The 23,519-nt window shown below is 71.8% G+C and carries 27 protein-coding genes; 16 read left to right on the top strand and 11 right to left on the bottom strand.

From position 1 onward, the window contains the following. Window positions 1–15: 15 nt before the first annotated feature. The 3 genes from ACIOD2_RS05555 to ACIOD2_RS05545 all read right to left on the bottom strand — a co-directional run bounded on the left by ACIOD2_RS05555 (window position 16) and on the right by ACIOD2_RS05545 (window position 3,376). On the bottom strand, window positions 16–1,839 hold the full coding sequence (locus ACIOD2_RS05555) for a glycosyl transferase (protein ID WP_400534730.1): 1,824 nt from the start codon (window positions 1,837–1,839) through the stop codon (window positions 16–18). A 106-nt stretch (window positions 1,840–1,945) separates the two neighbouring features. Continuing rightward, window positions 1,946–2,731, bottom strand: coding sequence for an IclR family transcriptional regulator (locus tag ACIOD2_RS05550; RefSeq protein ID WP_400534728.1), 786 nt, complete (start codon window positions 2,729–2,731; stop codon window positions 1,946–1,948). 48 nt (window positions 2,732–2,779) lie between these two features. Continuing rightward, the gene (locus tag ACIOD2_RS05545; protein ID WP_400534726.1) at window positions 2,780–3,376 is read right to left on the bottom strand and encodes a TetR/AcrR family transcriptional regulator; all 597 of its coding nucleotides are present in this window, start codon (window positions 3,374–3,376) and stop codon (window positions 2,780–2,782) included. Between the two features lie 85 nt (window positions 3,377–3,461). Between ACIOD2_RS05545 and ACIOD2_RS05540 the strand changes: the two genes are divergently transcribed. The 6 genes from ACIOD2_RS05540 to ACIOD2_RS05515 all read left to right on the top strand — a co-directional run bounded on the left by ACIOD2_RS05540 (window position 3,462) and on the right by ACIOD2_RS05515 (window position 11,261). Beyond that, complete coding sequence (locus ACIOD2_RS05540) at window positions 3,462–4,379, top strand: oxygenase MpaB family protein (protein ID WP_400534724.1); 918 nt, start codon at window positions 3,462–3,464, stop codon at window positions 4,377–4,379. 9 nt (window positions 4,380–4,388) lie between these two features. Further along, the gene (locus ACIOD2_RS05535) at window positions 4,389–5,414 is read left to right on the top strand and encodes an LLM class F420-dependent oxidoreductase (protein ID WP_400534722.1); all 1,026 of its coding nucleotides are present in this window, start codon (window positions 4,389–4,391) and stop codon (window positions 5,412–5,414) included. Between the two features lie 119 nt (window positions 5,415–5,533). Beyond that, a complete protein-coding gene (locus tag ACIOD2_RS05530) occupies window positions 5,534–7,549 on the top strand; it encodes a neutral/alkaline ceramidase (protein WP_400534720.1) in 2,016 nt (671 codons plus the stop codon). Window positions 7,550–7,560: 11 nt separating this feature from the next. Next, window positions 7,561–8,511 carry a sphingomyelin phosphodiesterase gene (locus ACIOD2_RS05525; RefSeq protein WP_400534718.1) on the top strand — a complete coding sequence of 317 codons (951 nt, stop codon included), beginning with the start codon at window positions 7,561–7,563 and terminating at the stop codon, window positions 8,509–8,511. Window positions 8,512–8,545: 34 nt separating this feature from the next. Beyond that, a complete protein-coding gene (locus tag ACIOD2_RS05520; RefSeq protein WP_400534716.1) occupies window positions 8,546–9,859 on the top strand; it encodes an MFS transporter in 1,314 nt (437 codons plus the stop codon). Next, window positions 9,846–11,261, top strand: coding sequence for a pyridoxal phosphate-dependent decarboxylase family protein (locus ACIOD2_RS05515; RefSeq protein WP_400534714.1), 1,416 nt, complete (start codon window positions 9,846–9,848; stop codon window positions 11,259–11,261). The genes ACIOD2_RS05520 and ACIOD2_RS05515 overlap by 14 nt, the downstream gene beginning before the upstream one ends. Window positions 11,262–11,313: 52 nt before the next feature. On the opposite strand, the gene ACIOD2_RS05510 is transcribed toward ACIOD2_RS05515, so the two are convergent. The 4 genes from ACIOD2_RS05510 to ACIOD2_RS05495 are packed head-to-tail and all read right to left on the bottom strand — an operon-like array spanning window position 11,314 to window position 14,463. Further along, the gene (locus ACIOD2_RS05510) at window positions 11,314–11,586 is read right to left on the bottom strand and encodes a DUF6295 family protein (RefSeq protein WP_247051995.1); all 273 of its coding nucleotides are present in this window, start codon (window positions 11,584–11,586) and stop codon (window positions 11,314–11,316) included. An 11-nt stretch (window positions 11,587–11,597) separates the two neighbouring features. After that, the gene (locus ACIOD2_RS05505) at window positions 11,598–12,338 is read right to left on the bottom strand and encodes a dienelactone hydrolase family protein (protein WP_400534712.1); all 741 of its coding nucleotides are present in this window, start codon (window positions 12,336–12,338) and stop codon (window positions 11,598–11,600) included. Continuing rightward, window positions 12,335–14,032 carry an MFS transporter gene (locus ACIOD2_RS05500; protein WP_400534710.1) on the bottom strand — a complete coding sequence of 566 codons (1,698 nt, stop codon included), beginning with the start codon at window positions 14,030–14,032 and terminating at the stop codon, window positions 12,335–12,337. The genes ACIOD2_RS05505 and ACIOD2_RS05500 overlap by 4 nt, the downstream gene beginning before the upstream one ends. After that, window positions 14,029–14,463: a MarR family winged helix-turn-helix transcriptional regulator gene (locus ACIOD2_RS05495; protein WP_400534708.1), complete on the bottom strand. Its 435-nt coding sequence runs from the start codon at window positions 14,461–14,463 to the stop codon at window positions 14,029–14,031. Before ACIOD2_RS05495 ends, ACIOD2_RS05500 begins: the two co-directional genes overlap by 4 nt. Before the next feature lie 146 nt (window positions 14,464–14,609). On the opposite strand from ACIOD2_RS05495, the gene ACIOD2_RS05490 reads away from it, so the two are divergent. Further along, window positions 14,610–14,906 carry a hypothetical protein gene (locus ACIOD2_RS05490; RefSeq protein ID WP_400534707.1) on the top strand — a complete coding sequence of 99 codons (297 nt, stop codon included), beginning with the start codon at window positions 14,610–14,612 and terminating at the stop codon, window positions 14,904–14,906. A gap of 106 nt (window positions 14,907–15,012) precedes the next feature. After that, window positions 15,013–16,137 (top strand): FAD-dependent oxidoreductase, encoded by a 1,125-nt coding sequence (locus ACIOD2_RS05485; RefSeq protein WP_400534706.1) that lies wholly within the window; start codon window positions 15,013–15,015, stop codon window positions 16,135–16,137. Window positions 16,138–16,139: 2 nt separating this feature from the next. Here ACIOD2_RS05485 and ACIOD2_RS05480 read toward each other — a convergent pair whose 3' ends face one another. The 4 genes from ACIOD2_RS05480 to mrf are packed head-to-tail and all read right to left on the bottom strand — an operon-like array spanning window position 16,140 to window position 18,845. Further along, entirely contained in the window at window positions 16,140–17,198 is a 1,059-nt protein-coding gene (locus ACIOD2_RS05480) for a GTP-binding protein (protein WP_400534704.1), read from the bottom strand. Further along, window positions 17,195–17,344 carry a 50S ribosomal protein L32 gene (gene rpmF / locus ACIOD2_RS05475; RefSeq protein WP_400534702.1) on the bottom strand — a complete coding sequence of 50 codons (150 nt, stop codon included), beginning with the start codon at window positions 17,342–17,344 and terminating at the stop codon, window positions 17,195–17,197. The genes ACIOD2_RS05480 and rpmF overlap by 4 nt, the downstream gene beginning before the upstream one ends. Continuing rightward, complete coding sequence (locus ACIOD2_RS05470) at window positions 17,344–17,598, bottom strand: type B 50S ribosomal protein L31 (RefSeq protein ID WP_400534700.1); 255 nt, start codon at window positions 17,596–17,598, stop codon at window positions 17,344–17,346. Before ACIOD2_RS05470 ends, rpmF begins: the two co-directional genes overlap by 1 nt. Continuing rightward, window positions 17,595–18,845 carry a ribosome hibernation factor-recruiting GTPase MRF gene (mrf, locus tag ACIOD2_RS05465; RefSeq protein ID WP_400534699.1) on the bottom strand — a complete coding sequence of 417 codons (1,251 nt, stop codon included), beginning with the start codon at window positions 18,843–18,845 and terminating at the stop codon, window positions 17,595–17,597. The genes ACIOD2_RS05470 and mrf overlap by 4 nt, the downstream gene beginning before the upstream one ends. Before the next feature lie 78 nt (window positions 18,846–18,923). On the opposite strand from mrf, the gene rpmB reads away from it, so the two are divergent. The 8 genes from rpmB (at window position 18,924) to ACIOD2_RS05425 (ending at window position 23,490) form a co-directional block, all read left to right on the top strand. Continuing rightward, window positions 18,924–19,160: a 50S ribosomal protein L28 gene (gene rpmB / locus ACIOD2_RS05460; protein WP_400534697.1), complete on the top strand. Its 237-nt coding sequence runs from the start codon at window positions 18,924–18,926 to the stop codon at window positions 19,158–19,160. Further along, window positions 19,160–19,327, top strand: coding sequence for a 50S ribosomal protein L33 (rpmG, locus tag ACIOD2_RS05455; RefSeq protein WP_285451482.1), 168 nt, complete (start codon window positions 19,160–19,162; stop codon window positions 19,325–19,327). The genes rpmB and rpmG overlap by 1 nt, the downstream gene beginning before the upstream one ends. After that, the gene (rpsN, locus tag ACIOD2_RS05450) at window positions 19,327–19,632 is read left to right on the top strand and encodes a 30S ribosomal protein S14 (RefSeq protein ID WP_400534694.1); all 306 of its coding nucleotides are present in this window, start codon (window positions 19,327–19,329) and stop codon (window positions 19,630–19,632) included. Before rpmG ends, rpsN begins: the two co-directional genes overlap by 1 nt. Then, a complete protein-coding gene (rpsR, locus tag ACIOD2_RS05445; RefSeq protein ID WP_400534693.1) occupies window positions 19,629–19,886 on the top strand; it encodes a 30S ribosomal protein S18 in 258 nt (85 codons plus the stop codon). Before rpsN ends, rpsR begins: the two co-directional genes overlap by 4 nt. Window positions 19,887–19,974: 88 nt before the next feature. Further along, on the top strand, window positions 19,975–21,036 hold the full coding sequence (locus ACIOD2_RS05440; RefSeq protein ID WP_400534691.1) for an ATP-binding protein: 1,062 nt from the start codon (window positions 19,975–19,977) through the stop codon (window positions 21,034–21,036). Then, window positions 21,033–22,919: a hypothetical protein gene (locus ACIOD2_RS05435; protein WP_400534689.1), complete on the top strand. Its 1,887-nt coding sequence runs from the start codon at window positions 21,033–21,035 to the stop codon at window positions 22,917–22,919. Before ACIOD2_RS05440 ends, ACIOD2_RS05435 begins: the two co-directional genes overlap by 4 nt. 12 nt (window positions 22,920–22,931) lie before the next feature. Beyond that, on the top strand, window positions 22,932–23,324 hold the full coding sequence (locus ACIOD2_RS05430) for an ankyrin repeat domain-containing protein (RefSeq protein WP_400534687.1): 393 nt from the start codon (window positions 22,932–22,934) through the stop codon (window positions 23,322–23,324). 37 nt (window positions 23,325–23,361) lie between these two features. Next, window positions 23,362–23,490 carry a hypothetical protein gene (locus ACIOD2_RS05425; RefSeq protein ID WP_400534686.1) on the top strand — a complete coding sequence of 43 codons (129 nt, stop codon included), beginning with the start codon at window positions 23,362–23,364 and terminating at the stop codon, window positions 23,488–23,490. Window positions 23,491–23,519: the final 29 nt, after the last annotated feature.

The following is a 23,519-nucleotide window of genomic DNA, read 5'->3' as shown; positions in this document are numbered from 1 at the left end:
GGCCTTTCGGGGAGTTCAGGGAGAGGAGAACGGGACCAGCAGTCCCGAGGGCGCGAACAACGGGTAGGTGACGAGCACGCCGTCGCGGGTCCGGGCGACGGACGAGGGGCGGAACAGGTCGCGCTGGCCGGTGTAGAACGCGGCCAGGCCGTCCCCGCCGCCGGCGAACTGCACCCGGCGGCGAGGCTGTCCGGCGGATTCTTCGCCGGGGACTTCGGGGAACGCGGTGATCTTCACCGGCTGCAGGGCCGCCAGGGCGGCGATGGTCGCGATGAGCCGGGGATCGACGCGGCCGGCCCGCAGCACGGCGGCGGCGTCCTGGCTGACGGTGATCCGGGTGGACGCGGCCAGTGCGGCCCCGGCGTGGGCGCGGGCCGAGTCCTCCGACGACGCGCCCGGGTCGACCGGGGGCAGATCGAGGCGGGAGACGGTGACGCGCTGGTCGCCGGAGCCGAACGCCGCGACCACCCCGGCGTCGGTCAGTGCGCCGTCGAGGGCGGGGTAGCGCTGCCGGAGGTCGTCGGCGTCCCGGGTGAAGACCGCCCATTCGGCGGCCGGGCAGGTGGCCGCGCACGCGGCGGGCGCCGCCATCATGCCGGTGGGCCAGCCCCCGTTCGCGAGCTCGGCCCAGGCCGCGTCGTCGACGAGCAGCCGGGCACCGGAAGCGTTGTCCCGCAACCATCCCTGGGCGTCGGTCAGCGGCCCGCTGCGGTCGGGGGACGGCTTCAGGGCGGTGAACCCGTACGCCCAGCCGACTCCGACGACGACCACGAAGGCGGTGGCGGCCACCACGAGCCCGGTGCGCCCCCCGCCCGAGGCGTGGTGCGTCGCCCGGCGCTGCCGGGTGACGGCCTGGGCGACCCCGGCCACCAGCAGCGGGGTCACCGGCAGCAGCAGCGCGAGCACCGCTGTACCGGGCACACCCGGTACGAGCAGCATCGCGACGAGCAGCAGGCCGGACACCGCGAACGGCCGCAGTGCGGCGACGGCCAGCGCGGCGACGAGCGCGAAGGCCGACAGCACCGCCCACGCCGGGTCCAGTGCGACCCAGTCGGCGACGGACGGGCGGCCCGCGGCGGCGAGGTGGGGCCGCAGCACGGCGGCGGCCGGGCCGAACGCGACACCCAGCCCGAGGTTGAGCAGCACGCCCACCAGGGCCGCCCGGACCGGCGACCGGCGGATGAGCAGCCAGCCGGCGGCGGGCAGCAGGAACAGCGCCAGCGGTGAGGTGAGCACGGCCGCCAGCAGGCACACCGCGGCCGAGATGTCGTGGCGGAGCTTGGCCTCGGGCGTGGTGATCAGCACCAGGGCGCCCAGCGCCCAGACCGCCGCCAGGTGCTCGACGACGACCAGCCGTTGCAGGCCGAGTGCGAGCGGTGACACCGCGACCAGCAGCACGGCCGCCGTGGCCGCCCAGCGCGCCAGGCCGAGGCGGCGCGCGAGGAACCACAGCAGCACCGTGCCGATCACGGCCGCGACCAGCATCGTCTCGCGGACGGCCGCCAGCGCCGTGGCCGAGCGGCCGAACGCGTCGGAGACCATCGTGTAGGCGGACAGCTGCAGCCAGCCGAACCGGCTGAGCCCGGCGCCGCCCGCGTCGGTGAACGGCGTGAGGTGGCCGAGCGCGTACGCGTGGGCGACGGTCGCCGCTTCCGACGGCAGGGCCGGCGTCGTGGCGGCGAGGTAGAGCACGCGGAGGCCGCCGGCCAGGGCCAGCAGCGCCAGCACGATGTCGAGGGACAGCAGCCGGTGCGCGGCCGAGGGACGCGCACCCGACTGCTCGGAAAGTGTCGCGGGGGAGTGGCCCGAGAACGTCGTCCCCCAGCTGTGCTGGGCCATTCGACGGATCGTAGTCGCTGCGGATCACCCGTACAGCTCGGGGAGGTCACGTCATCCGGACGGCCTAGAGATCTTCGGAAAGATCAAAAACCCTTGTCCTGCAAGATTATTTCCGACTGTCCGCAGTGGATCCGGAAAGTGTCCGGGTCAACGCGAGCGCGACCGTGCGGACGGCCGGGGCCACCCGTTCGGTCCGCATCCGGTTGGCCCAGCCCGAGATCGACACGGCCGCGACCGCGACGCCGCGCGCGTCGAGCAGCGGGCTGGCCGCGCACACGACACCGACGCCCGATTCCTCACGTTCCAGCGCGATCCCGTCTTCGCGGATCCGGGTGAGCTGGCGGCGAAGCAGCCCGGGCGCGGTGATCGTCTTCGGGCTCATCCGGGGTAATCCGGCGTCGATGACCTTGTCCACCACCGATTCCGCGGAAAACGCGAGAATCGCCTTGCCGACGCCGGTCGCGTGCGCGGGAAACCGGCCGCCGATGCGCGACGGCAGCGTCGGCGCGTCCGGCCCGCGCAGCACGTCGAGGTAGACGACCTCGGTGCCTTCCAGGATCGCGAGGTGGACCGTGTTGCGGGTCGCCTCCCGGAGATCGGCGAGGTACGGCCGGGCCGCTTCGACAAGTCCTCTCCGGGGTGAGGCCAGTTGGCCGATTTCGAACAGCCGCAGCCCGAGGCGCACCGCGCCGTCCTCCCGGGTCAGCAGTCCGGTCTCGGCGAGGTGGCCGACGAGCCGGTGCACGGTGGTCTTCGCGAGCCCGGTCCGGCGGGCCAGTTCGGACACGCCGAGTGACTCGTCGCCCGGGCGGAAAGCCTCGAGGAGCGCGGCGAGCCGGGCCGCGACGAGACCGTCGCCGCTCGCTCCTTCGTTCCGCCCAGCGGTACGCATGGGTTGAGTGTGCCCGATCCGGCGCGGGACTGTCAGCTGGTGGTGCGGTCAGCGGGACAGGTCGTCGGCGCCGAGCACGAGCTTGACGCAGTGCGCGACGAGCCGCTCGCGCGTCACCTTCAGCGAGCCGTCGAGGTAGGCGATGAAGACGTTGCTCAGCGCGCCGACCAGCCCGACGGCGACGAGCTGCCGTTCGGTCTCGTCCCCGCGCGAAAGCTGCTCGCCGACGACGGCGGCGAACACCGGCAGCAGGTGCAGGCCGCGCCGGGTGAGTGCGGGGTCGGTGAGCGGGGCGAGCAGCAGGACCCGGCCTTTGCGAGGATCGTCGACGATCAGCTCGACGAACGCGCGCACGGCGTTCTCGGCCCGCAGCGTCGGGTTCGGCGCGTCCCGGACGGCGTCGACGAGGGCCTGGCGCGCCTGTTCGCCGACGTGCTCGTAGACGGCGGCGACGAGCTCCTCGCGGTCGGCGAAGCTCTCGTAGAAGTAACGCTCGGTGAGCTTCGCGTGCCGGCACACCGCGCGCACGCTGGTCGCGGCCGAGCCTTCGGTGCCCAGCAGCTCGAGGCCCGCGGCGACGAGCTGCTCGCGCCGCAGCGCCTTCCGGTCGTCCAGTGTCGTGCCCGCCCAGGTCCGGCCCGGCATACCCGCTCCTCGGTTGACTACAACTGTTGTCAGATCCTAGCCTGACAACAGCCGTAGTCAGTTGAGACTCGACGAGGAGCCGCCGATGAACCCCCAGCCGCTGGGCCCCGACTCGCTGACCTGGAAGTACTTCGGCGACTGGCGTGGCCTGCTGATCGCGCTGTGGGCCGGGTCGATGCAGAACATGCACCCGGGCCTCGGCGCCGGCGTCGAGCAGCACTCGCGGTTCTTCGAGGAGCGCTGGCAGCGGCTCTTCCGCTCGCTCTACCCGATCGGCGGGGTCGTCTACGACGGCCCGCGCGCGCACCGGACCGCCCTCGAGGTCCGCGGCTACCACGACCGCATCAAGGGCGTCGATGCCCGGGGACGGCGGTATCACGCGCTCGACCCCGACACTTATTACTGGGCGCACTCGACGTTCTTCGTCAGCACGATCCTCATCGCCGACCACTTCATGGGTGGCATCGGCGAGGCGGAGAAGCGGCGGCTGTTCGACGAGCACGTCACCTGGTGGCGGATGTACGACATGACCATGCGGCCGGTGCCGGCGAGCTGGGAGGACTTCCAGCGCTACTGGAAGCACATGTGCGCCGAGGTCCTGGAGGACAACAAGGCCACCCGCGACGTCCTCGACCTCACCGGGATCGCGAAGCCGCCGTTCCTGCCGTGGCTGCCGGACGCGCTCTGGCGGCCGGTGAGCGTGCTGGTCGCGCGCAACTTCGCCTGGCTGACGACGGGGTTGTACGACCGCGAGATCCGCGACCTGCTCGGCCTGCGCTGGTCCGAGCGCGACGCGCGCCGCCACCGCCGGGCGGGGAAGCTGATCAACGCCGTGTTCAAGCTCGTCCCGCACGATCGCCGCTACCACCCGCGCGCCCGGGCCGGCTGGCAGCGCGTCCGCGGAGAGGTGGCTCCGGACGCCGCCTTGGTCGAGACTCCACCCAGGAACCTGCCGCCGCTGTCCGAGCGTGGCAAGCCGGAGCATTACGCACCGAACGTCTAGGAGGTCTTCGTGAAGCTGGGATTCCACGTCGGGTACTGGGGCAGCGGGCCGACCCCGGGTGCGCTGGAGGCGGTCCTCAAGGCCGAGGAGCTCGGCTTCGACTCGGTGTGGACGGCGGAGGCCTACGGCTCGGACGCGTTCACGCCGCTGGCCTGGTGGGGGTCGTCGACCAGCCGGATCCGGCTCGGCACCAACATCGTCCAGATGGCCGCGCGGACCCCGACGGCGACGGCGATGAGCGCGCTGACCCTGGACCACCTCTCGGGCGGCCGGTTCGTGCTCGGGCTCGGCGCGTCCGGTCCGCAGGTCGTCGAGGGCTGGTACGGCCAGCCGTACCCGAAGCCACTGGCGCGCACGCGGGAGTACGTCGACATCGTGCGGCAGGTGCTCGCGCGGGAGGCGCCGGTGACCCTGGACGGGCAGCACTTCCAGCTCCCGCTGAAGGGGGGTGCCGGGCTGGGCAAGCCGCTCAAGCCGACCGTGCACCCGCTGCGGGCCGACGTCCCGATCCACCTGGCCGCGGAGGGCCCGAAGAACGTCGCCCTCGCCGCCGAGATCTGCGACGGCTGGCTCCCGCTGTTCTTTTCGCCCAAGAGCAACGACTTCTACAAGGCCGCGCTGGAAGAAGGCTTCGCGCGCCCGGGCGCGCGGCACACGCTGGAGACGTTCGAGGTGCCCGCGTCGGTTCCGGTGATCGTGCACGACGACGTCGAGGAGGCGGCGAGCTGGATCAAGCCGTCGCTCGCGCTCTACATCGGCGGCATGGGCGCGAAGAGCGTGAACTTCCACCACGACGTCTTCGCGCGGCTGGGCTACGAGGACGTCGCGGACAAGGTCCAGGAGCTGTACCTCGCGGGGCGCAAGGAGGAGGCCGTCGCGGCGATCCCGACGTCGCTCGTCGAGGACACCTCGCTCATCGGGCCGGCGGCGAAGATCCGCGAAGAGCTGAAGGCGTGGGAGGACACGGTCGTCACCCAGCTGCTGCTGCGCGGGGACGCGGCGACCCTGGAGAAGATCGCCGAAGCCCTCGGCTGACCTGCGAATCGACGGCGCCCGGGCGGCTTGACGGCACTTTTGTCGGGTTGCCCGGGTGGCCGGGGTCACGTACGGTCCGCAACTAACGCGAAAGTCGTTCACGTTAGTCGGGAGACCGTATGCGGGTGAGTCGTCGTCACGTCCTGGCCGGAGCCGCCGCTCTGCCCTTAGCTGCCCTGCCTTTCGGTGCTCCCGTGGCCAGACCCGCCGAGGCCGCCGAGGCCGGGCTCAGGGTCGGCGCCGGGATCGGCGACGTCACCGGGCCCGCCGCCGAGAACGGCATGATGGGCTACTCGATGCCGCAGCAGCAGACCGCCGGCATCCACCTGCGCACCCGGGCGCGCGCCTACGTCGTGGACGACGGGACGAACCGGATCGTCTTCGTCACCGCCGAGCTGGGCGCGCTGTTCCAGTCGGTCCACCAGGGTGTCCTGCGTGAGCTGGCGCGGAAGTACGGGAACACCTACACCGAGCAGAACGTGCTGCTCAACGCCACCCACACGCATTCGGCGTGCGGCGGCGACTCGCACTACGCGGCCTACGACCTGTCGATCCTCGGGTTCCAGCAGCAGACCTACGACGCCGTCGTCGCCGGGATCGTCGAGGCCATCGGCCACGCGCACGACACCCTTGCGCCCGGCGAACTCAGCCTTGGCCGGACCGAGCTGACCGAGGCCAGCGCGAACCGCTCGCGCGTCGCGTTCGAGCTCAACCCGGACAAGGACCACTTCCCGCTCTCGATCGACCCGGCCGTCACCGTGCTGCGGTTCCGCCAGGGCGGCAAGGACGTCGGCGCGATCACCTGGTTCGCCACGCACGGCACGTCGATGAGCAACGGCAACCACCTGATCAGCAGCGACAACAAGGGGTACGCCGCCTACACGTGGGAGCACGACCACGCCGGCGTCCGCTACCTCGACGGCCCGCCCGGGTTCGTCGCCGCGTTCGCCCAGACCAACTCCGGCGACATGACGCCGAACCTCGACCTCCAGCCCGGCACGCCCGAGACGGAGTTCCAGAACACCCAGCGCATCGGCGAACTCCAGTTCCAGGCGGCGAAACGCGCGTTCGACGCGGCGACCGAGTCCGTGACCGGCGGTGTCGACCACCGGATGACCTACGTGGACATGTCCGCCGTCGACGTCGACCCGCGGTTCACTCCGGACGGCCGCCCGCACCGGACGTGCACCGCGGCCATCGGCGTCTCGATGCTGGCCGGCAGCACCGAAGACGGCCCCGGCCTGCCGCTGCCCGAGGGCGTCAAGAACCCGTTCATCGACTGGCTCGGCGGCATCGACGCGCCGATCCCGCAGGCCCTGGCCGACGCGCAGGCGCCGAAGGTCGTCGCCGTGCCGTTCGGCGCGATGAAGCCCTACCCGTGGGCGCCCGAGGTGCTGCCGCTGCAGATCGTCCGGATCGGGCAGCTGCACCTGGTCGCCGGGCCGGCGGAGTACACGATCGTCGCCGGGCTGCGGATCCGGCAGACCGTCGCGGCCGAGCTGGGCGTGCCGCTGGAGAACGTCCTCATGCAGGGCTATTCCAACGCCTACAGCCAGTACGTCACGACGCCGGAGGAGTACGACTCGCAGCAGTACGAAGGCGCGTCGACGCTCTTCGGCCGCTACACGCTGCCCGCGTACCAGCAGGAGTTCGGGAAGCTCGCCGCGGCGATGAAGGCGGGCGCTTCGGTGCCGCACGGCCCGGTCCCGCGCGACCTGCGCGGCAAGCTCGTCAACTTCCAGCCCGGCGTGGTCTTCGACAGCGCGCCGTTGCTGAAGAGCTTCGGCGACGTCGTCACCGACGCGAAGAGCAGCTACCGGCGCGGCGAGCAGGTCTCGGTCGCGTTCGTGACCGGCCACCCGAAGAACGACCTGCGCCGCGACGGCACGTTCCTGGAGATCCAGCAGTACGCCGACGGCCGCTGGGTCCGCTACGCCGACGACGGCGACTGGGCGACGAAGTTCCGCTGGACCCGGACGTTCGTGTCCGAGTCCCGCGCCGAGGTCACCTGGGACATCCCGGCGAACACGCCGGTCGGGAAGTACCGCGTCGTCCACTTCGGAGCGTGGAAGCACGGCCTGACCGGCGCGATCGCCCAGCTGAGCGGGACTTCCCGCGCCTTCGTCGTCTCCTGAAAGGACACTCCGTGCGGAGAACCGCCATTCTCGCCGCTGTCGTCTGCGCCTTCCTCGCCCTCGTGACCGCACCCGCCCAGGCCGCGGCCGCGAGTGTGTCCGTCCTGAGCTTCAACCTGTGGCAGCTGCCGTGGATCGCCAACCCGAACACGTCGGACAAACAAGCCCGGGCCCAGGCCGCCGAGCACGTCATCCGGACCCAGGCGGCTGACGTCGTCGTGCTCGAAGAGGCGTTCAGCGCCCAAGCCGAGGATCTGCGCGGCCGGCTGATCGACGCCTACCCGTTCCAGACGCCGCTGGTCGGGCAGTCCTGCTCGACGTCGCCGGGCTGGACGACGGTGAGCGGCAACTGCTCGAACTCGCCGATCGTCGTCAACGGCGGGGTCACGGTGCTGAGCAAGTACCCGATCACCGAGAAGCACCAGCTCGTCTACCGCAGCTCCTACTCCGGCACCGCCGACCACCTGTCCAACAAGGGCGCGGCGCTGGTCCGGATCTTCGCCCACGGCAAGGCGCTCTGGCTGGCCGGCACGCACCTGCAGGCCGACGAAGCCCCCGACACCCTGCCCAAGGCGCACCAGATCCGGATGGCGCAGCTCGGCGAGCTGCGCGACCTCGCCGCGGCGCACGTCCCGGCGGCGGATCCGGTGGCGATCGCCGGCGACCTCAACATCGAGTACTGGGCCGGGCAGGGCCGCCGTGACGCTCTGGGCCGTTCCCAGTCCGAGCAGGGCGAGGCCGTGCTCGGCGGGACGCTGCGGACGGCCGGCGCGGGGGAGTACAGCTTCGACGCCGTCACCAACCCGGACGCGGCGAAGTCCGTCCCGGCCACCTACCGCGATTCCCTGGACTACGTCGGCTCGCTGCGACGCGCCGAGGTCGGGCCGGTACAGCTGGTGCATTACGACGGTGGCACGATTCCCTCCGACCACTACCCGGTGCGGGCCGAGATCCACTACTGAGTGCCTCATCGGTGTTCATTTCGCGAGGAGGACCATGACGACGCTGTCCGGCCGGACGCGGTTCAGGTATTCGCTCGGCTCGTTCGTCACCGGGTCCTTCGGCACGGTTCCCGGCCTGATCCTGGTCAAGTACCTGACCGACACGATGGCCGTGCCCGCCGCCGCGGCGGGTGTCATCGTGTTCATCCCCAAGGCCTGGGACGTGCTGTTCAACCCGATCGCCGGCCGGATGTCCGACGCCGACCTGCTCAAGACCGGCAGCCGGCGCCGCTTCCTGCTGATCGGCGGCATCGGCGTCGCGATCCTCTTCGCGCTGATGTTCGCCCACCCCGGCTTCGGCTCGCCGACGCCGGACGCGCTGTACGTCGCCGTCCTGTTCACCCTCTGCGCGACCGCGTACGCGCTGTTCCAGGTGCCGTTCAACGCCCTGCCCGCCGAGCTGACCGAGTCCGCCGACGAGCGGACGAAGCTCACCAGCGTGCGCATCGGCGTGCTGGCCGTGACGATCCTGATCTGCGGCGGCGGCGCCCCGGCGATCACCTCCGGCATCGGCGGCGTCGCCGGCTACCGCGTGATGGCCGTCGTGATCGGGCTGATCGTGCTGGCCGCGACCCTGCTCGTGTACTTCGGCCTCAAGGGCGCGCCGGTCGGGTCGCTGCGGCCGAACACGGTGAGCTTCAAGGACCTCTCGCGGACCATCGCGGGATGGCGGCCGTTCCGCTGGCTGCTCGGCACGTACTTCATCCAGGCGCTCGGGATCGGCACGGTGCTGGCGGCCATCCCGTTCTTCGCCCAGCGCATCCTCGGCAGCGAGGCCTACGGCACGCTGCTGTTCGTCATCTTCGTCGGCCCGGCGCTGGTCACCATGCCGCTGTGGCCGCGCCTCGGCGCCCGCGTCGGCAAGCTCAACGGCTTCCGGATCGCCACGGCGGCGTTCGCGGTCGGCCTGCTGGGCCTGATCTTCGCCCAGTCGCTGCCGCTGGTGGTCATCCTCGTGTTCGTCGCGCTGTGCGGCGTCGGCTACGCGGGGATCTCGGTGTTCCCGCTGGCCATCCTGCCGGACCTGATCACGGCCGAGGAGGAGCGCACCGGCGAGACCCGCGCGGGGATCGCGGCCGGCGTGTGGACCGCGGGGGAGACGCTCGGCCTCGCGCTCGGCGCCGGGCTGTGGAGCGCGATCCTGGCGTTCGGCGGGTACGTGTCGAGCACCGACGCGACGACCGACCAGCCGCACAGCGCGATCGTCGCGATCCTGCTCGGCTCGTCGATCATCCCGGGTGTGCTGATCGCGCTGGCCCTGCCGCTGCTGCGGCGCTCGGTGCTGGAGCCGCGTCATGAACCCGCCTGAGGACGTTCTCGCGGCGCTGCGGGAGCTGCGCGCGGGTGACCTCCCGACCCACGGCGGCCGGACCCTGGCGTACGTCTACGACAGCGGTCTGTCCGAAGTGGACTCCTTGGGGGCCGCCGCGCACGCGCTGGCGTCGTCGGCCAACGGCCTCGACCCGACGGCGTTCCCCAGCCTGCTGCGGATGGAGAACGACCTCGTCGCGGCGGCGTCCCGGCTGCTCGGTGACGTGCCGGGTGTCGTCGGCTCGGTGACGTCGGGCGGCACCGAGTCGTGCCTGCTCTCGGTCCTGGCCGCGCGTGACGCGCACCCGGAGATCGCCGCGCCGTCGATCGTGCTGCCGACGACCGCGCACGCGGCGTTCCACAAGGCGGCGCACCTGTTCGGGCTGCGCCGGATCGACGTCCCGGTCGACCCGGTGACGTTCCGCGCGGACCCGGCCGCGATGGCCGCCGCCATCGACGACTCGACGGTGCTGGTGGTGGCGAGCGCGCCGTCGTACGCGCACGGCGTGCTCGACCCGATCGCCGAGATCGCGGCGGCCGCGGCGGCCCGGGGCGTCCGGATGCACGTCGACGCCTGCATCGGCGGCTGGGTGCTGCCGTACTTCGCGCGCCTCGGCGCCGACGTCCCGCCGTTCGACTTCCGCGTCCCGGGCGTCACGAGCATTTCGGTGGACCTGCACAAGTACGCGTACTGCCCCAAGGGGACTTCGGTGCTGCTGCACGCGTCGGCGGAGCTGCGGCGGACGCACTACTTCGCGAGCGCGGGGTGGCCGGGCTACACGATGCTGAACACGACGATCCAGAGCACCCGCTCCGGCGGTCCCTTGGCCGCGGCGTGGGCGGTGGTCCGCCACCTCGGCGAAGACGGCTACCTGCGCCTGGCCACGTCGACGCGTGAAGCCGTCTCGCGGATCCGTGCCGGGGTCGCCGAAATCGAGGGCCTGCGCATCCTCGGCGATCCGGTCTCGACGCTGATCGCGTTCACCGGCGACGACGGTTTCGACCTGTTCACGGTGGCCGACGAGATGAAGACACGCGGCTGGTACGTCCAGCCGCAGTTCGCTTTTGAAGCGTCCCCGGCGAACCTGCACCTCACGGTCACGGCGGCCAACCACGGCAGCGAGAAGGAGTTCCTGACGGACCTCGCGTCCTCAGTGGACGCGGCTCGCGCGTCGGGCCCGGTGGTGATCGACCCGGCGGTGGCGGAGTTCGTCGCGGCCCTGGACCCGGCAACCCTGACGTCCGAACAGTTCGCGGGCCTCCTGGCCGCCGCGGGCCTAGGCGGCACCTCAGGCTTGCCAGACCGCATGGCCCCGGTCAACGCCCTCCTCGCCACCGCGCCCGCCCCACTCCGCGAACGCCTCCTCCTGGAATTCCTCGGCGCCCTCTACACGCCGTGAATGGCCCATCGAGGGACTTAGAGTCCCTCAATGGGCCATTCACGGCTTTTGGCTACTGGTTGCGGGAGGCGAGGCCTGCGGGGGCTGACTTGACGGCGGCGATGATCGCGTCGGCCAGGGCCAGGGCGTCTTCTTCCGTCAGTTCCAGGGCGACGCGGGCCGAGGCGCCCAGGTCCGGGTTGCGGAAGTCGATGTTGACGGTGTGCGCGTACGGCGCGTGGACCGGGTGGTCGACGTAGACCGTGCCCTCGTTCAGGCGGAACCAGCCGCGGGCGCCCTTGCCGCTGCCTTCGAGGGCGAACTTCTCGGTGAGGTAGGTGCACATGGCGGGTCCTCTCAGGCGCTGAGCGTGCGGGAGTAGAAGTCGAGGATGCGTTCCCAGCCGTCCTTCGCGGCTTCCGGCCGGTAGCTCGGCCGGTCGACGGCGAAGAACGCGTGGCCGGCGTCGGCGTAGGTGTGGAACTCGTGCTCCTTGCCGAGCTTCTCCAGCTCCGCCGCGAGCACGGCGACCTCGTCCGGGCTGGGGAACTTGTCGTCGGCGCCGAAGATGCCCAGCAGCGGGCAGGACAGGTCCGAGGCCTTGCCCAGCAACGGCTTCATGAACTTCATGGCCTCCGGCGGGTCGCCGACGACGAACGCGCCGTAGCAGTCCACCGCTGCGTCGACGTCGATCGAGCAGCCGACGAGGAACGCCTGGCGCCCGCCCGAGCAGTGCCCGATGACACCCACCCGGCCGTTCGCGTTCTCCAGTGCCTTCAGGTAGTCGGCCGCGCCGGAGACGTCGCCGACGAGCCGGTCGTCCGGGACGCCGCCGGCCGCGCGGACCGTGGCGGCCGCGTCGTCCGGGTCCGCGCCCGGGGCTTCGCGGGCGTAGAGGTTGGGGCAGATCGCGTTGTAGCCCTCGGCGGCGAAGCGGCGCACCATCTCCTTGGTCGACGCGTCGTAGCCGGGCATGTGGTGGATCACCACGACCCCGCCGCGCGGTGCGGCGTCGGTGGGCCTCGCCGCGTAGGCCTCGATCTCGTCGCCGCCGTTCCCGGTGATGGTGACGGTTCCGGCGATGAGTTCGTCGGTCATCGGTTCTCCTTCGTTCCCTCGGGGTTCTGGTGGAAATAACGGGCACCGCGTGAAGCCGACGCCACCGCGGCGACGACGGCCATGATCGCGGCGGCGGTGAACACGACCACGAGGCCGTGGTGGAACGGCCCGGAGACCAGCTGCGGGAAGAAGTCGCCGCCGGTCAAGGTGGCCCGGTCGCCGGGGGTCAGCCCAGCGAGGACGTCCGGGCCGAGCAGGTGGCCCACCGGGTTGCTGCCGAGGAACGCCGCGAACAGCGTGCTCACCGGCGGCAGCTGGGCAACGCCATCGGCGACGTTGGCCGGGACGCCGTGGGCCTGCAGGCCGCTGGTCAGCGTCTGCGGCAGCGAGCTCGCGAGGCCGGCGATCATCAGCGAGAAGAACACGCCGATCGAGAGCGACGTCCCGGAGTTCTGGAACGTCGCCCGCATGCCGGAGGCGACCCCGCGCTGCTCGGTCGGCACGCTGCTCATGATCGCCGAGGTGTTCGGCGCGGAGAACATGCCCTGGCCGATCCCGCTGACCACCAGCAGCGCGGCGAACACCGGGTACGGGAAGTTCACCGGCAGCGCCAGCAGTCCCAGGAAGGCCGCCGCGACCAGGAGCAGGCCGCCGGTGGAGAACAGCCGCGCGCCGAACCGGTCGGACAGGTACCCCGACACCGGCCCGGCGAGCAGGAACCCGACGGTCAGCGGCAGCATGTAGATGCCCGCCCACAACGGCGTCCGCTCGTAGTCGTAGCCGTGCAGCGGCAACCAGATGCCCTGCAGCCAGATGATGAGCATGAACTGCATGCCACCACGGGCGACCGAGGTCAGCAACGCGGCGATGTTGCCCGCCGCGAACGCGCGGATCTTGAACAGCCCGAGGTGGAACATCGGCGCCGCCACGCGCGTCTCGATGATGCCGAACGCCACGAGCAGCAGCACCCCGCCGCCGATGCCGCCGAGCACCAGCGGGTTGCCCCAGCCGGTCGCGGCGCCGCCGTAGGGCTGGATGCCGTAGGTGATCCCGGCGAGCAGGATCGCGGTGCCGGCGGCGAAGGTGATGTTGCCGCCCCAGTCGACCTTCGCGCGCTTCGGCACGCCGACCTCGCGGAGGCTGCGGATCGACCAGATCGTGCCCAGCAGGCCGAACGGGACGCTCACCCAGAACACCGCGCGCCAGTCGATCTCGGCCAGCAGCCCGCCGACGACCAGGCCGAGGAACTGCCCGGCCAGCGCGGTGATCTGGTTGACGCCCAGCGCCATGCCGCGCTGCTCGGTCGGGAACGCGTCGGTGAGGATCGCCGCCGAGTTCGCCGTCAGCATCGAGCCGCCGACCGCCTGCACCACCCGCCAGCCGATCAGCCACAACGCGCCGTTCCCGCCGTGGAACGGGTCGAACGACAACGCCACCGAGGCCACGCTGAACACGACGAAGCCCAGGTTGTACATCTTGACGCGGCCGAACATGTCGCCGAGGCGCCCGAGCGTCACCACCAGCACGGCCTGCACCAGCAGGTAGCCGAGGATCATCCAGAGCAGGTAGCCGATGTTGCCCGGGGCCAGGGGATCGAGGCCGATGCCGCGGAAGATCGCCGGCAGCGAGATGATCACGATCGAGCCGTCGAGCGCCGACATCAGCACGCCGAGCGTGGTGTTGGACAGCGCGACCCACTTGTAGCGGTCCGGCGCCGTTTCGGTGGCGGTCACAGCTCTCCCGCCAGCCGCTCGATCAGCGGGATGGCGGCCAGGATCTTGCGCTGCTCGGCCGCGGTGAACTTCTCGGCCAGCGCGGTGGCCATCCGCTCGGTGGTCCGCGAACGGCGGTCGGTGAGCAGCTTGACGCCGGTGCCGGTCACCGACATGAGCACCTTGCGGCCGTCGGAGTCGTCCTTGCGGCGGGCGACGAGCCCGCGCTCGACCAGCCCGGCGAGGGTGACGCCCATGGCCTGCGGCTTCACGCGTTCGAGGTCGGCGAGGCACCCCGGCGTGGCCGGGCCCTCCCGGTCGAGCCGGGACAGCACCGACCGTTCGGGCAGGGTCAGTTCGCCGACCACGTAGCCCTGGCGCAGCCGCCGGATCAGCCGGCCCAGGGCGACGCGCAGGTCGGTGCTCGCCTGGAGCAGCTCCTCGTCCGTCACATTCGTCAACCTAGACTGATAAACCTGGGTTGATCAACTCGGACCTATCGGGTGAGGCGGGAGGTTTCGCCCGGTCGCGGCGGGTGGCCGGTGTTAGCGTCCGAAGTGGACATATGCAGTTACACGCATCCCAGGAGGCAGTACCGATGACGCTCCCGCACGCCGTGCACGCAGGCCACGACCACGTCCACGGCGAGGGCTGCGGGCACCCGGCGGTGCCGCACGGCGACCACGTGGACTACGCGCACGAGGGACACCTGCACCGCGCGCACGACGGCCACTTCGACGAGTGCGAGATCGCCGGCCACGTGCCGCACACCGGCCACGACCACGCGCACGGCGAAGGCTGCGGCCACGTCGCGGTCCCGCACGGCGAGCACGTCGACTACCTGCACGACGGCCACCGCCACGCGGCCCACGAGGACCACTACGACGACCACTGATCGACGTCTGGCACGGGGTGTCAGACCGGTGTCAGCGCGGTGTGCGGCCCCTGCCAGCGGCGGGCGCCACCCTGATCTGGAACACGATTCCAGAGAAGGAGCGATCATGCGCACTCCCGTCACGATCATCGGCGCCGGCCTCGGCGGTCTCACCCTGGCCCGCGTCCTGCACGTCCACGGTTTCCCGGTCACGGTGTACGAAGCCGAGCCGTCGCCGACGTCGAGGATGCAGGGCGGGATGCTCGACATCCACGACTACAACGGGCAGCTCGCCCTCGAGGCGGCCGAGCTGATGGACGAGTTCCCGTCCCTCGTGCTCGAGGGCCGCCAGGCCATGCGGATCCTCGACCAGGACGGGAAGCTCCTGTTCGAGAAGACCGACGACGGCACGGGCGGCCGTCCCGAAGTGCAGCGCGGGGAGCTGCGGCAGCTGCTGCTCGACGCGCTCCCGGAAGGCACCGTCCGCTGGGGGCACAAGGTCGGCGGCACCCGCACGCTCGCCGGGGGCGGCCACGAGGTGACCTTCGCCGACGGCACCACCGTCGTCGCGAACCTGCTGGTCGGCGCGGACGGCGCGTGGTCCCGGGTCCGGCCGCTGCTCACCGGCGTCACCCCCGAGTACGTCGGCACGGCGTTCGTCGAGACCTACCTCTTCGACGCCGACACCCGGCACCCCGCCACGGCGAAGGCGGTCGGCGGCGGGTCGATGGTCGCGAACGGGCCGTCCCCGGAGCGGTCGATCAACGCGCACCGCGAAAGCGGCGACACCCTGCACGCCTACGTGGCGTTCACCGGGTCACTGGAGTGGTTCGCCGCCATCGACTTCGCCGACGCCGCGGCGGCCACCGCCGCGATCGCGCGCGAGTTCGAGGGCTGGGCCCCGGAGGTCACCGCCCTGATCACCGACGCCGACACCCCGCTGGTCCTGCGCCCGCACTACACGCTGCCGTTCGGGCACCGCTGGGAGCGGGTGCCGGGCGTGACGCTGGTCGGCGACGCCGCCCACCTCACGGCCCCGAACGGCGAAGGCGCGAACCTGGCCATGCTCGACGGCGCCGAGCTCGGAAAGGCCCTCGCCGCGCACCCCGGCGACGTCGAAGCGGCCCTCGCCGCCTACGAGCAGGCCATGTTCGTCCGCAGTGAAACGCCCGTCGACGAAGAGGAGCTCATGGAGAGCCTGTTCGGCGACGAACTCCCGCAGGCCCTGCTGGACCTGTTCAAGTCGTCCTGACCTCAGTGCGCGTGGACCGGACCCCACGCGGGGAAGGGGTCCGGTCCGCTCGCCACGTCGGCGAGGCACGCCCGCAGCGCGCCGAGCAGCGCGTCACCGGCCAGGTCGACGCCGATGAACACCAGCTCCTGACTCGCCTTCCCGGCGACGCCCTGGGGTTCGAACCGCGCGACCGTCCCGGCCTGGGACCACAGGCCGGTCACCCCGGGCCGGGACGCCAGCGTGAAGAACCCCTTCGACCGCAGCACCGTCCCGAACTCGCCGGAGTCGAGCCGCCGGGCGACGAAGTCCCACAGCGCCACCGGGTCGAACGCCCGGGACGCGCGGAACACCACGCTCGAGATGCCGTACTCCTCGGTCTCCGGCACGTGGTCGCCGTTCAGCTCGGCCACCCAGCCGGGCGCCTCCTGTGCCTTGACGGCGTCGTACCGCCCGGTGCCGAACACCCGCTCCAGCGGCACCCGCCCGAAGCTGCTCGTGACGACGTCGGCGGCCGGGTTGAGCCGCCGGAGCACCGCCACGAGCAGGGCCGCCTCGTCCGGGGACACGAGGTCGGTCTTGTTCAGCAGCAGCACGTCGGCGAACTCGACCTGGTCCACCAGCAGGTCGCTGACGGTCCGTTCGTCTTCCGCGTACTGGTCGAGCCGGCGCTCCACCAGGGAGTCGCCGGCCGCCAGCTCGCGGGCGAAGTTCGCCGCGTCCACCACCGTCACCATCGTGTCGAGCCGGGCGAGAGCGTCCAGGAAGGTGAACGTCGCGGCCACCGGCATCGGCTCGGAGATCCCGCTCGACTCGATGAGCACGTGGTCGAAGCGGCCGCCGGTGCAGAGCGCCGCCACCTCCTCCAGGAGGTCCTCCCGCAGGGTGCAGCAGATGCACCCGTTGGTCAGCTCGACCAGGCGCTCCTGGGAGCGCACGAGCGCGGCGTCGATGTTGACCTCGCTCATGTCGTTGACGATCACCGCCACCCGCAGGCCCTCGCGGTTGGCGAGGATGTGGTTGAGCAGGGTCGTCTTGCCCGCGCCGAGGAAGCCCGACAGCACGGTGACCGGGACGCTCACGCGTGGAAGTGGCGGATCAGCCGGCGGGGGACGAGCTGCGTCTGCCCGTCGACCTTGATCGGCACCAGGTCCGGGACCACGGCCTTCCACTGCGACCGCCGGGACCGGGTGGTGCTGCGCGACTTCCTGCGCTTGGGGACGGCCATCAGCGCGTCCCCCGCTTCCCGTAGCGGCGGTGGAACTTCTCGACCTGGCCGGCGCTGTCCATGATCCGCTGGGTGCCGGTCCAGAACGGGTGCGACCACGAGCTGATGTCGACCTGCACCAGCGGGTAGGTCGCGCCGTCGGACCACTCGATCGTCTTGTCCGAGGTGAGGGTGGAGCGGGTCAGGAACGCGTCGCCGGTGGACGAGTCCTTGAACACCACGGGGTGGTAGTCGGGGTGGATACCGTTCTTCATCGGTCTTCCTTTCGGTTCACCGCGGCCGCGTCCTGGCGCGCCGGGTCCGTTTCGGTGTCCTCGCAGGGTTCCTCGTGCCAGTCCCCGAACGGATCGGGATAGTGCTCCCAAACCCCGGGGCCTGCCGTCAGTTCCTCGTCGGTCAGTAGAGCGCCGCGCAGGGCCGCGTCGATCTCAACGGGCGCTGTCTGGTCCGTCACCACGACCAGCTCCTGCGCGCGGTCGCCGTGCACCGGGTCCCAGCGCAGGGACGCCAGGGTGCGGCGCTCGGGGGAGACGTCCGTCCACTCCGGACCGCCCGGCGACGCGAGCCACGGCCCGGCGTGCCCGATGCCCAGCCCGCCGCCGGCCGACTCGATCCAGAACGCGACGTCCGGCTGGCTGGCCACCCAGGCCCGCCCGCGGGTGCGCACGACGCCGTCGAGCAGCACGTCCAGGGCGTCGTGCAGCCGCTGCGGGTGGAACGGCCGCCGCGCGGTGAACGTGAGCAGCTCGATGCCGCAGTCGGCGTGCAACGGCGGTTCGCCGCGCAGCAGCGCGCCGTGCATGTCGGTGACCTCGCCGCGCCGGGCGTCGGCCGGGACGGCGTCGAGCACGCTGTGCCCGTCCACCCGGGCCAGCTCGACCCGGGGGATCGACGGCGCGACGCGGTCGAGGACGGCGGACGCCTTGGCCGCCTGCCACGCGTCCGTGGCCGCGCCGGCCAGCACGAGGACGTCGGCGAACTCGGCCTGGGAGAGCGCCACCTGCGCGACGGTCCGGTCGTCCTCCGGGCTGGCCTGCAGGTTCCGCTCCTCCAGGGCGTCGTCGCCGGTCACGTCGGCGAGCCAGGTCGCGCAGTCGACGACGGTGAGCACCGCCCGCAGGTCGACGTCGTCGTGCACCGGGTGGTCGCCGACCAGGACGTTCCGGATCGCCCAGCTCACCGGCTCGGGCTCCATCGCCTCGTCGAGCCGGACGACGATCCGCCGCACCTGCGGCATCCGGGCCAGCCGCCGCAGCAGGGGGAGCAGGTCCTCCCGCAGGGTGCAGGACACGCAGCCGTGCGCCAGCTCGAGGACGGTCAGCTGGTCGCGCTGCTCGAGCCGGAGCCGGCGGCGGACGACGCCGGAGTGGATGTCGCGCAGGTCGTGGTGGACGACGGCGGTGCCGGGCTCGGCCACGCGCAGCAGCTCGGCGAGCGTGGCGTTCGCGCCCGGGGCCAGGCCGCTGACGAGCACGAGCGGAACTTGGGGTGGGTGGGTCACATGGGCTCCAGGAATACGGGCGGGGTACGGTGGTTACAGTAGATGAAAACGACAACCACTATCAACTTGGGAGGGTCCGTGTCCGCCGTGTGCCAGGTCACCGGCCGCAAGCCGGGGTACGGCAAGCAGGTCTCGCACTCGCACCGCCGTACGTCCCGGCGATGGGAGCCGAACCTGCAGAACCGCCGCTACTTCGTTCCGGGTGAGGGCCGCTGGGTGCGGCTGCGCGTCTCCGCCAAGGGGATGAAGACGATCGACAAACGGGGCATCGAGGCCGTCCTGGCCGAGCTGAAGGCGAAGGGGGTGAAGTTCTGATGGCGAAGAGCACCGACGTCCGGCCGATCATCAAGCTGCGGTCCACCGCGGGAACCGGCTACACGTACGTCACTAAGAAGAACCGCCGCAACGACCCGGACCGGATGGTCCTGCGCAAGTACGACCCGGTCGCGCGCGAGCACGTCGAGTTCAAGGAAGAGCGCTGATGGCGAAGAAGTCGAAGATCGCGAAGAACGAGCAGCGAAAGGTGGTGGCCGCCCGGTACGTCGAACGTCGTCGTGCGCTGAAGGCCGTCATCGCTTCGCCCTCGTCTTCGCCGTCCGAGAAGGCCGAAGCGGTGGTCGCGCTGCAGAAGCTGCCGCGCGACGCGAGCCCGACGCGGATCCGCAACCGGGACACGGCCGACGGCCGCCCGCGCGGGTACCTGCGCAAGTTCGGGCTGTCGCGGGTGAAGATGCGCCAGGCCGCGCACCACGGCGAGCTGCCCGGCGTCACGAAGTCGAGCTGGTGAGCCGGATGCCGAAGCCGATTCGGGACCGCCCGGGCAAGCGCAAGGTGAACCTGTTGCACGCCAACCGGATCACCCACGTCGACTGGAAGGACGCCGACCTGCTGCGGAAGTTTATCTCCGACCGCGGCAAGATCCGCGCCCGCCGGGTGACGGGTTTGACACCGCAGCAACAGAAACAGGTCGCCACGGCGATCAAGAACGCACGTGAGATGGCCCTGCTGCCCTACCCGGGCTCGGGCCGCGCGGGCGGATAAATCAGGTGCGGCCGCTGGGCGGGCGCGCGATCATGGGTGCACGAAAGGGGGCGTCACAGAAGGATGTCCTGAATTCAGGAGGTCCCGCGTGCACGCCCAGCTCACGGTCACGCCCGCCCAGCTGCCCGAAGTCCTGCTCAACGCCGCCGTCGTCCGGCCGGTGTTCCTCTGGGGCGCGCCGGGCATCGGGAAGTCGTCCCTCGTCAGGCAGTTCGCGGCGTCGCTCGGCCTCGACTGCGTTTCGCTGCTGGGCACCCAGCTCGCGCCGGAGGACCTGATCGGCGTCCCGCAGATCGTCGACGGCCGCAGCCGGTTCTGCCCGCCGGAGCAGATCGCCCGCGACGAGCCGTACTGCCTGTTCCTCGACGAGCTGAACGCCGCCGCGCCCGACGTCCAGAAGGCGTTCTACTCGCTCATCCTCGACCGCCGCACCGGCTCGTACGAGCTGCCGGCGGGCTCGGTCGTGATCGGCGCCGGCAACCGCGCCACCGACCAGGCCCTGGCGCGCCCGATGGCGTCCGCGCTGGTCAACCGGCTCGTCCACGTGCACCTGCGGGCCTCGCCCGCCGACTGGCTGACCTGGGCGATGGGCAACGACATCCACCCGTCGGTCGTCGAGTACCTGACCCAGCGCCCGGACCACCTGTGGAGCCCGCCGCCGAAGACCGAGGAGCCGTTCTCGACGCCGCGGTCCTGGCACATGCTCTCGGACCTGCTGCACTCCTACGGCGACTCCGCCGGCGACGAGACGATCGCGCTGCTGGCGTACGCGACGCTCACTCCGCAGCACGCCGGCTCGTTCCGCGCGTACCTCAAGGTGGCCCGGCACGCCTTCGACCTCGAGGCCATCGTCAAGGGTGATGCCCGCTGGCCCGCCGACGCCGGTGACCGGGACCTGCTGTACTTCCTCGCCGAGACGTTCCGCGCGCGGCTGGTCAAGGACCTGCCCGCGGACAAGCGGCACGCGTCGGCCGCCGTCCGCCAGTTCGCGTTCCGCGCGAAGAGCCTGCTCGTCGAGCTGGCCGAGATCTCCCTCGAGATGGCCCAGCTGGTCATCGCCGACGACGAGGCGGGCCACGCGCGGCTGCCGTCGTGGTTCCTGGTCGAGGCCGCCCGCGACCTGCCGCGACTCGTGGACGCCCGCGCGTGAGCGGCGCGCAGGCCGAGGCCAAGCGCCGCGAGCGCCGGGCCAAGGCGCTCGACGCCGGCTGGGCGCTGGCCCGCGAGCACCTCGTGCTCGACCACCTGATGCGCGGTGCGAGCCTCAACAAGGAGAGCCTGACCGGCGTGGGCAGCTGGGCGGTCGTCAACGACCACGGGATGATCACCGCGAACCGCGCCCGCGACGCCGAACCGGCGGAGTGGGCGTGGGTCTTCGCCCACCTGCTGCTGCACCTCGGTCTCGGGCACCTCGACGAGGAAACACTGCGCGACGCCGAGGCCGTCACGCCCGATCGGGCGATCGACGCGGCCTACGGCGCCGCCTGCTGCGTGGCCGTCCACCGGTTCGCCGAGGCCGTCCACGTCGGCGAGCCCGTCGTGCTGCTGCCGGAGCTCCCGGGCGGCGACGAGTTCTCTCTGGCCGGCACGTGGCGCGAAACCGGCGTCCCCGGCGCGTTCACGGCACTGGGCACGGGTGGCGCACGGCCGTGTGTCCGGCTCGGGCCCCCGCGGAGCGCCTGGCACGTCAAGTACAACGGGAAGCCCGAGCCGTGGACCGAGCGGTTCGCCCGCGGGCTGATCGCGTCGGCCACCGAAGCCATGGAACGCGCGTCCGAGGCCCGCGGCCAGACAAGGCACCGGCGGGCGCTGGGGGAGTGGGACCGCGCGCTCGGCTGGTTCGTCTCCTCGTTCCCGCTGCTCGGCGCGATGGCCGCGGGCTTCACCCTGGTCGCCGACGCCGAGGTCGTCCGGGCCTGGGACATCGCCGTGGCCGCGGTCGACACCGAGCACGGCGAGATCTACGTCAACCCGCACGCGGCGCTGACCGCGGAGGAATGGCGGTTCGTGCTGGCGCACGAGATGCTGCACGCCGCGCTGGGCCACGACCGCCGCGCGCTCGGCCGCGAGCCGTACCTGTGGAACGTCGCCTGCGACTACGTGATCAACGGCTGGCTGGTCGCGATGGCCGTCGGCGAACTGCCCGAGGGCACGCTGCACGACCCGCAGCTGACCGGCATGTCGGCCGAATCGGTGTACGACACGCTCACCACCGACCTCCGGCGCGCCCGCAAGCTCCTGACGCTGGGCGGCCGCGAAGCGGGTGACGTCCTGGGCGGCTGGCTGTCCGAGCCCGACGCCGCGCAGCGCCGCTCGTCGCGCCGCGGTGAGACCCGGCCGATGCCGTGGGCGGACCGCGTCCGGGGTGTCGACCTCGACGAGTTCTACCGCCGCGCGCTCACCCAGGGGCTGGAGTACCACCGCAACCAGGGGCGCGGGCGGCTGCCGGCCGGGCTGGAGCAGGAGATCCGGGCCCTGGAGCACCCGCCGCTGCCGTGGGACGCGCAGCTGGCCCGCTGGTTCGACGAGCACGTCCGCGTCGAGCTGCCGGTGCGCAGTTACGCCCGCGCGTCCCGCCGCCAGTCGTCGACGCCCGGCATCCCGCGCCCCGGCAAGGTGCGTCCCGAGCAGTTGGACAAGCGCGCCACCTTCGGCGTCGTGCTCGACACGTCCGGCTCGATGAACGCCGAGCTGCTGGGCAAGGCGCTGGGTGCGATCGCCTCCTACGCGAGGGCCCGCGACGTCCCGGCGGCGCGCGTGGTGTTCTGCGACGCCGTCGCCTACGACGCCGGGTACCTGGCCGTCGAGGACATCGCGGGCCGCGTCAAGGTGCGCGGGCGCGGCGGCACGATCCTGCAGCCCGGCGTCGACCTGCTGCAGCGCGCACCGGACTTCCCGCCGGACGGCCCGATCCTGATCATCACGGACGCGCTGTGCGACCACGTCCGGCCGCGGCGCGAGCACGCGTACCTGGTACCCCGCGGCGCACGGCTGCCGTTCCCCGCCCGCGGGCCGGTGTTCCGGGTTTCGTGAGAGTCTCGACGCATGAGTGACGACGAGATCACCCCGGAGATGCTGGCGCTGTGGGCCAGGATCTTCGGGTTCGCGCGCGAGGGCCGGACCGCGGAGCTGGCTGCGTACGTCGACCGGGGAATCCCGGCCAACCTCACCAACGACAGCGGCGACTCGCTGGTCATGCTGGCCGCCTACCACGGCCACGCCGAGACGGTGGCCGCGCTGATCGAGCGCGGCGCCGACCCGAACCGCGAGAACGACCGCGGCCAGAGCCCGCTGGCGGGAGCCGTCTTCAAGAACGAGCCGGACGTCGTACGCGCGCTGCTCGACGGCGGCGCCGACCCACGCGCCGGCCAGCCGTCGGCGATCGACGCGGCGAAGATGTTCGGCAACACGGACCTGCTCGGCCTGCTCGAACGGTGACGGCCGACTGTCGTGTTGGGCGGTCGACGCGGCGGGGATGTTCGTCAACCCGGGCCTGCGCGCCCCGCTCGACGGCGTCGCCGACTCATGCGCCGGGCAGCCGTCGGCGATCGAGACGGCGAGGATGTTCGGCAACACCGACCTGCTGGCCCTGCTCGAACGGTGACTCTTCGCACGCCCGGCTGGTGCTGACCC

The organism is Amycolatopsis sp. NPDC088138, from assembly GCF_044741685.1.
Lineage (GTDB): Bacteria > Actinomycetota > Actinomycetes > Mycobacteriales > Pseudonocardiaceae > Amycolatopsis.
The sequence above is the reverse complement of the archived record's forward strand: the minus strand, read 5'-3'. Positions and strand labels throughout refer to the sequence as shown.